Origin of the sequence: Stenotrophomonas sp. SPM, from assembly GCF_003105135.1 — a bacterium.
In the GTDB taxonomy this organism is placed as follows: Bacteria; Pseudomonadota; Gammaproteobacteria; order Xanthomonadales; family Xanthomonadaceae; genus Stenotrophomonas.
In genome coordinates, this window is the sequence record NZ_QETL01000046.1 from 21,014 (window position 1) to 28,673 (window position 7,660).

Below are 7,660 nucleotides of genomic sequence, written 5' to 3' on the forward strand. Positions count from 1 at the left end.
CCCCAAGAAAAAACCCCGCCTTCCGGCGGGGTTTTTCATTACGTCGGGAACGCGTGGACTTAGAAGTCCATGCCGCCCATGCCACCCATGCCGCCCATGCCACCGGCGCCGCCCATGGCCGGCTCGTCCTTCTTCGGAGCTTCGGCAACCATGGCTTCGGTGGTGATCATCAGGCCAGCGATCGAGGCAGCGTTCTGCAGCGCCGAACGGGTCACCTTGGTCGGGTCCAGGATGCCGAACTGCAGCATGTCGCCGAACTCGCCGGTAGCGGCGTTGTAGCCGAAGCTGCCGGTGCCTTCCTTGACCTTGTTGATGATGACCGACGGCTCTTCACCGGCGTTGGCCACGATTTCGCGCAGCGGGGCTTCCATCGCACGCAGGGCGATCTGGATGCCGTGGTTCTGGTCTTCGTTGGCGCCCTTCAGGCCAGCCAGCGAGGTGACCGCACGGACCAGGGCAACGCCGCCGCCCGGGACCACGCCTTCTTCAACGGCTGCACGGGTAGCGTGCAGGGCGTCGTCGACGCGATCCTTCTTTTCCTTCATTTCGATTTCGGTCGAAGCGCCGACCTTGATCACGGCAACGCCGCCGGCCAGCTTGGCCACGCGTTCCTGCAGCTTCTCGCGGTCGTAATCCGAGGAGGTGTCCTGGATCTGGGTCTTGATCTGGCCGACGCGTGCGTCGACGGCAGACTTTTCACCCACGCCATCGATGATGGTGGTGTTTTCCTTGGAAACCTGCACCTTCTTGGCGCGGCCGAGATCCTTGATGGTGGCCTTTTCCAGCGACAGGCCCACTTCTTCGGAGATCACGGTGCCGCCGGTCAGCACGGCCATGTCTTCCAGCATCGCCTTGCGACGGTCGCCGAAGCCCGGAGCCTTGACGGCCACGACCTTGACGATGCCACGGATGGTGTTGACCACCAGGGTCGCCAGCGCTTCGCCTTCGACTTCTTCGGCAACGATCAGCAGCGGCTTGCCGGCCTTGGCGACGCCTTCCAGCACCGGCAGCAGGTCACGGACGTTGGAGATCTTCTTGTCGTGCAGCAGGATGAACGGGTCATCCAGGTCAGCGGTCTGCGACTGCTGGTTGTTGATGAAGTACGGGGACAGGTAGCCGCGGTCGAACTGCATGCCCTTGACCACGTCCAGCTCGTTGTCCAGGCCCGAGCCTTCTTCAACGGTGATCACGCCTTCCTTGCCGACTTCCTTCATCGCGTCAGCGATGATCTGGCCGATCGACTCGTCCGAGTTGGCCGAGATGGTACCGACCTGGGCGATCGCCTTGTCGTCGGCGGTCGGCTTGGAGATGTTCTTCAGCTCGGCAACGGCGGCCACGACGGCCTTGTCGATACCGCGCTTGAGGTCCATCGGGTTCATGCCGGCGGCAACAGCCTTGGCGCCTTCGCGGATCAGGGCCTGGGCCAGCACGGTGGCGGTGGTGGTGCCGTCGCCAGCGTCGTCGTTGGTGCGGGAAGCAACTTCCTTCACCATCTGCGCGCCCATGTTCTCGAACTTGTCAGCCAGTTCGATCTCCTTGGCGACGGAGACGCCGTCCTTGGTGATGGTCGGAGCGCCGAAGCTCTTTTCCAGCACGACGTTGCGACCCTTCGGGCCCAGGGTGGCCTTGACGGCATTGGCGAGAACGTTGACGCCGCGCACCATGCGCGAACGGGCGTCTTCACCGAAACGAATATCCTTGGCAGCCATTGCGATTACCTCGATGTTTGCGCCGGGCCGGGCCCGGCGACGGAAAGGGATGTCTTACAGGAAAGCAGGTCGCGCCGAGGCTCAGCCGATGATGGCGAGCACGTCGTCTTCGCGCAGGACCTTGTACTCGACGCCTTCGCTCTTGTACGAGCTGCCGGCGTACTGGCCGTAGATGACCTTGTCGCCAACCTTCAGCGACGGAGCGCGCACGGTGCCGTTGTCCAGGGCCTTGCCCGGGCCGACGGCGACGACTTCACCCTTGGTCGACTTTTCCTTGGCCGAATCCGGAATGACGATGCCACCGGCGGAGATTTCGTCGGCTTCGATCGGCTTGACCACAACGCGGTCGTGCAGCGGCTTGATGTTCATAGGGACCTCTTAAGTTGTTGATTGGTCTAAAAAAGTCCGGCGATGTTAGCACTCACCCCAGGTGACTGCCAGCATTGCTCGCGAAAAAACCCGACAGGTCGGGAGCAGGACAGAGATGGAGCTGCCCTTGGGCCTTTCAAGCCCCGCCACGGAAAAATTTTCGACGGTGCGCTGCGGCGGGGACAGACGGCGGGACCGACAGGTTCCCGCATTTTTGGTGATCCACGTCGCAGTGTCAGATATCTGACGTTCAGTTACGGCAAAGTGTCACGCGTTCGGCCTTAGGCTCGCCCGGCATTCCCAATCACAAGGAGTAGTCGATGCGATTGCTGTCCCCGCTTGCCGCCGCCTGCCTGCTGGCGCTGGTCGCCGCGCCGGCCCAGGCCGAGGTCTTCATCAACGAACTGCACTACGACGACAGCACCCCAGCCGGTGACGTCGGCGAAGCCATCGAAGTGGTCGCCACCGCTGGCGAGGACCTCTCCGGCTACCGCCTGTATCTCTACAACGGCGCCAACGCTTCGGCCGCCGTGGTCTACGACAACAAGCCCGTGCCGGCTGGCAGCGCAGCCGGCTGCGGCAGCGCCACGATCGCCGTGGTCACCTACCCGACCAACGGCCTGCAGAACGGCCCCAACGATGGCATCGCCCTGGTCGACGCCAGCGGCAAGGTGGTCCAGTTCCTCAGCTACGAGGGCGCCATCACCGCCTCCGGTGGCCCCGCCGCCGGCATGACCAGCCAGAACATTCCGGTTGCCGAAACCAACAGCACCGCCCCGGGCACCTCGCTGCAGCTGACCGGCAGCGGCAGCCAGTACGCCCACTTCACCTGGGCCGAGTCGGCCGGTGAGACCTTCGGCCGCTGCAACAACAACCAGACCTTCAGCGGCGGTGGCGGCACCCCGGGCGGCCCGAACACCCCGCCGTCGGTGACCACCACGACCCCGGCACAGGGCAGCAGCACCTTCCCGGTCGCGGCCGATCTGGAAGTGGTGTTCAGCGAGACGGTGAACCTGGCCAGCGGCGCCTTCGCCCTGAGCTGCGGGACCTCCGGCAGCGTGCCGCTGACCTGGCCGGGCAGCGGCAAGACCGTAAAGCTGTCGACCAACACCGCCCTGGTGGCCGGTGAGGCCTGCCGCTTCGACATCCGCGCCTCGCGCATCACCGACAGCCAGGGCGCACGCCCGGCCGCTGACAGCCGCATCGCCTTCACCGTGGCCAGCACCACCGGCAACCCGGACCCGGGCAATCCCGGCAACCCAGGCACCCCGGCGGGCTACTACTCCAAGGTCAACACCTCCAGCCCGAGCCAGCTGCGCTGCTCGCTGCACGAGACCATCAAGGGCCACACCGCGTACCCGTACAGCGGCTCGGGCACCAGCACCTGGACCATCCTGGAAATCGCCGACGAAGATCCGAACAACAGTGGCAAGATCCTCGACGCCTACCGCAACCACAGCTACACCAAGGTGAGCAGCCGTGCGGGCACGGGCAGCGGCCTGACCTACAACCGCGAGCACACATGGCCGAACTCGCTGGGCTTTGCCAGCACCACCGGCGACAAGGGCCTGCCGTACGCCCCGTACACCGATACCCACATGCTGTACCTGACCGATGCGCAGTGGAATGCCGACCGCGGAAACAAGCCGTTCGGCAAGTGCGATGCCAACTGCGGCGAGCGCGCCACGGAGGCCAACAACGGCCAGGGCGGCGGCAGCGGCGGCTACCCGGGCAATTCCAACTGGGTGCGTACCCCCGACGGCAACACCGGCACCTTCGAGGTGTGGGGCAAGCGCAAGGGCGACATGGCGCGTGCGGTGATGTACATGGCCATCCGTTATGAGGGCGGCAAGGATGCGGCCACCGGCCAGTCCGAACCGGACCTGGAACTGACCGACGACCGCAGCAAGATCGTCAAGACCAGCAGCTCGCCGGCCTACATGGGCCTGCTGTCGACCCTGATCGACTGGCACCTGTCCGATCCGCCGGATGATGCCGAGCGTGCCCGTAATGACGTGATCTACTCGTTCCAAGGCAACCGCAACCCGTTCATCGACCACCCTGAGTGGGCGACCCCGGGCCTGTTCACCTCCGCCAAGCCGGCCACCTGCCAGCTGGCCAACTGACCGCGCAACGCAGCGGTCCACGCCGCCGCCGGGCCCTGACCCGGCGGCGGCCCTATACTCGGCGGTCATGTCGACCGTCGATCCCGTCCTGCTGCTGTTGACCACCTGCCCGGACCGGGCCAGTGCCGAGCGCATCGCGCACGCGCTGGTCGGCGAGCGCCTGGCTGCGTGCGTCACCCGGCTGGAAGGAGCGCAGTCGACCTACCGCTGGCAGGGCGCCATCATCACCGACGCCGAACTGCAGTTGCTGGTGAAGACCACGGCGAGCCGCGTCGATGACGTAATCGCCCGCATCGTCGAACTGCATCCGTATGAACTCCCGGAGTGCATCGCGGTCGAAACCCGGGCCGGCCTGCCGGCGTATCTGGACTGGATCCGGGCGCAGACCCGGGAGGACACCGATTGATGAAGTTGTTTGCTCGTGGCGCCGCGCTGTGCGCCCTGCTGTGGCTGGCCCTGCCCGCCTTCGCGCTGGATGAGAAGGACCTGCTGCCGGTCGATCAGGCGTTCGCGCTGACCGCCAGTGCGCCCGAACGTGGCCAGATCCAGCTGCAGTTCAAGATCGCCCCCGGCTATTACCTGTATCGCCACCGCACCAGCGTCAAGGCCGACCCGGCCTTCAATGCCGGTGCGCTGCAGATGCCGGCCGGCAACAAGCACCACGACGATTTCTTCGGCGAGGTGGAAACCTACCGCGAGCGCCTGCAGGCCACCCTGCCCGGCGCGCCGACCGATGCGGCCGGCACCATCAGCCTGGAAGTGCGCTACCAGGGCTGCGCCGATGCCGGCGTGTGCTACCCGCCGCAGAAGCGTGTGGTGCAGGTAACCCTGCCCGGCGCGGGCGGCAAGGCCGCGGTGCCCACCGCGCGCGTCACCGGCGTCACCCCCTTCAACAACCCGCTGGCCGGTGCCGGCAGCAACGGCGGCCTGCGCCTGCCGGGCGCCAGCAACAGCCAGGCGCTGCCGCTGCCGTCGGAACAGGCCTTCGGCTTCGATGCCATCGCCAGCGACGGCAATACCCTGCTGCTGCGCTTCACCCCGGCGCCGGGCTACTACCTGTACCGCGACCGCACCTCGCTGAAGCTGGAAGGCAGCACCGGCGTGCTGGTCGACAAGCCGCGCTGGCCGGCCGCGCAGGCGCATCGCGACGAGCACTTCGGTGATGTCTCGGTGTACTTCAACCAGGTGGAAGTGCCGCTGCCGCTGCGCCGCACCCGCGCCGAGGCCGTGGACAGCACCCTGGTGGTGACCTTCCAGGGCTGCCAGACCGATGGCATCTGCTACCCGCCGATGACCCGCCGGGTGAAGCTGTCCATTCCCGCCGGCAAGCTGACTGCCGCCGCTGACACCGCCGCTGCTGCACCGGCCGCCGCCAGCGACATCCCGCGCGAAGACGCCGACGGCACGCCACGCCGCCTGCTGCCGACCGTGCCCAACGATGCCGCGGACGCCGCCGGTGATGGCGCAGCCGGGGGCGATGCCTTCGCTGCCGATGCGCAGCAGGACAACGCCAAGCGCACCAAGCCGCCGGGCAGCGTGCCCAAGACCGACAGCTCGCTGCTGTGGGTGTTGCTGCTGGCGCTGGGCGGTGGCCTGGTCCTGAACCTGATGCCCTGCGTGCTGCCGATCCTGTCGCTGAAGGTGTTGAGTCTGGCGCAGAGCGGCGAGAGCGCCGAGCGCGCCCGCAGCCATGCCCTGTGGTACACGCTGGGCGTGCTGGTGGCGTTCGCGGTGATCGGTGCGCTGATGGTTGGCCTGCGCATGCTCGGCAACGCAGTGGGCATCGGCTTCCAGCTGCAGCACCCGGGCGTGGTGGCGGCGCTGGCCTACATCATGTTCGCCGTCGGCCTGAGTCTGTCCGGTGTGTTCACCATGGGCGGCGGCATCGGCAACTTCGGCCAGTCGCTGGCCCGCCGCAGCGGCCCGGCCGGTGATTTCTTCACCGGCGTGCTGGCCTGCGTGGTCGGCAGCGCCTGCGTCGGCCCGTTCTTCGGTCCGGCCGTGGCCTATGCCTTCGTGGCCCCGCCGATCGCGGCGATGCTGGTGTTCCTGTTCCTCGGCCTGGGCCTGGCCCTGCCGTTCCTGCTGATCGGCTTCGTGCCGGCGCTGGCCCGCCGCCTGCCCAAGCCGGGCCCGTGGATGGAAACGCTGAAGCACGTGCTGGCCTTCCCGATGTATGCGGCTGCGCTGTGGCTGCTGTGGGTGCTGGGCAAGCAGCGTGGCGTGGATGGCATGGCGCTGGCCCTGGGCGGCCTGCTGCTGCTGACCGCCGGCCTGTGGCTGTTCGAAACCAGCCGCTGGCGCAGCAAGCGTGGCGCCAGCCTGCTGGGCGTGCTGCTGGCCCTGGCCGCGCTGGGCCCGGTGTGGGGCGTGTCCCAGCTGCAAGCGCCGGCGCGTGCCGCGCAGGCGGCCAGCGACAACGTGGTGGATTACTCGCCGCAGATGCTGGACCGCCTGCGCGCGGACAACCGCGTGGTGTTCGTGAACATGACCGCCGACTGGTGCGTGAGCTGCAAGGCCAACGAACGCGCGGTGCTGTCGCGCCCGGAGTTCAAGGAACTGCTCAAGCGCACCAACGCGGTGTACATGCGCGGCGACTACACCAACGTCGACCCGCAGATCACCGCGTTCCTGGATGAGCACAAGGCCGTGGGCGTGCCGCTGTACGTGGTGTACGGCCCGGGCGCACCGCCGACCGTGCTGCCGACCCTGCTGACCCAGGCCCTGGTGGAAGAAGCGCTGCTGCGCACCGCCCGATGAGTTGGCAGCGGCCCGCACTGCTGTGGACAGCGGTGCTGGCCGCCGGCCTCGGCCTGTGGGCCGGGCATCGGTTGACGCCGGTGGCTTCGACGCCTCCTGATGTGAAACCCCCGATTCCTGTCCTGCGCGCCGGTGATGCCCTGCCGGCGCTGGTGCTGCCTGGTGTGGACGGGCAACCGCTGGATATCCGCCAGCGTTTCAGCGGCCGGCCGCTGCTGGTGAACGTGTGGGCCAGCTGGTGTGGGCCCTGCATCGAGGAAATGCCCGAGCTGGCCCGCTTCGCCGAAGCGCAGGGCGATGGCGGTGTGCAGGTGCTGGGCCTGGCGCTGGATACGCCGGAGGGCGTGGCGGATTTCCTGCAACGGGTGCCGGTGGGCTACCCGATCGTGCTCGATACCCCGGGCCCGCGCGATGCCAGCGTGCAGCTGGGCAATGCGCAGGGGCTGCTGCCGTACAGCGTGCTGTTCGATGCGCAGGGACGGAGGGTGAAGGCGAAGCTGGGACCGTTCGAGCACGGTGAGATTGCAGGCTGGGTGGAGTGAGTTTCTTTGCAGGGCTTGCAGCCCTGCACCTGCCGAATCAACGTCAACGTCAATAGCCAGAGCGGCATTCCGTGGGATGGCGGGGCGCTGTGGGTTTGCGGGGACGCCGTGAACCCATCCATGGGGGCTTGGTCGCCGCATCCATGCGGCTCAC

6 protein-coding genes are annotated in these 7,660 nt (G+C 67.3%); 4 read left to right on the forward strand and 2 right to left on the reverse strand.

Annotated features, from left to right (window positions below; translation table 11 throughout):
• Window positions 1-59: 59 nt before the first annotated feature.
• Both groL and DCO49_RS11455 read right to left on the reverse strand, forming a co-directional pair.
• Window positions 60-1,709 carry a chaperonin GroEL gene (groL, locus tag DCO49_RS11450; RefSeq protein ID WP_116864144.1) on the reverse strand — a complete coding sequence of 550 codons (1,650 nt, stop codon included), beginning with the start codon at window positions 1,707-1,709 and terminating at the stop codon, window positions 60-62.
• Between the two features lie 81 nt (window positions 1,710-1,790).
• Window positions 1,791-2,078 (reverse strand): co-chaperone GroES, encoded by a 288-nt coding sequence (locus DCO49_RS11455; protein ID WP_108770161.1) that lies wholly within the window; start codon window positions 2,076-2,078, stop codon window positions 1,791-1,793.
• Between the two features lie 320 nt (window positions 2,079-2,398).
• Here DCO49_RS11455 and DCO49_RS11460 point away from each other — a divergent pair, with 320 nt between their 5' ends.
• From DCO49_RS11460 to DCO49_RS11475, 4 genes are all read left to right on the forward strand, one after another.
• Window positions 2,399-4,204 (forward strand): endonuclease, encoded by a 1,806-nt coding sequence (locus DCO49_RS11460; protein WP_116864145.1) that lies wholly within the window; start codon window positions 2,399-2,401, stop codon window positions 4,202-4,204.
• A 67-nt stretch (window positions 4,205-4,271) separates the two neighbouring features.
• Window positions 4,272-4,610, forward strand: a complete 339-nt coding sequence (gene cutA / locus DCO49_RS11465) for a divalent-cation tolerance protein CutA (protein WP_116864146.1) — start codon at window positions 4,272-4,274, stop codon at window positions 4,608-4,610.
• The gene (locus DCO49_RS11470) at window positions 4,607-6,964 is read left to right on the forward strand and encodes a protein-disulfide reductase DsbD (protein WP_116864147.1); all 2,358 of its coding nucleotides are present in this window, start codon (window positions 4,607-4,609) and stop codon (window positions 6,962-6,964) included. The genes cutA and DCO49_RS11470 overlap by 4 nt, the downstream gene beginning before the upstream one ends.
• Entirely contained in the window at window positions 6,961-7,506 is a 546-nt protein-coding gene (locus DCO49_RS11475; RefSeq protein WP_116864148.1) for a TlpA disulfide reductase family protein, read from the forward strand. The genes DCO49_RS11470 and DCO49_RS11475 overlap by 4 nt, the downstream gene beginning before the upstream one ends.
• Window positions 7,507-7,660 lie beyond the last annotated feature (154 nt).

Coding starts and splice junctions, on each gene's coding strand:
- DCO49_RS11455 (WP_108770161.1), bottom strand. CDS start 2,078: ATGAACATCAAGCCGCTGCACGACCGCGTTGTGGTCAAGCCGATCGAA.
- groL (WP_116864144.1), bottom strand. CDS start 1,709: ATGGCTGCCAAGGATATTCGTTTCGGTGAAGACGCCCGTTCGCGCATG.
- DCO49_RS11460 (WP_116864145.1), top strand. CDS start 2,399: ATGCGATTGCTGTCCCCGCTTGCCGCCGCCTGCCTGCTGGCGCTGGTC.
- cutA (WP_116864146.1), top strand. CDS start 4,272: ATGTCGACCGTCGATCCCGTCCTGCTGCTGTTGACCACCTGCCCGGAC.
- DCO49_RS11475 (WP_116864148.1), top strand. CDS start 6,961: ATGAGTTGGCAGCGGCCCGCACTGCTGTGGACAGCGGTGCTGGCCGCC.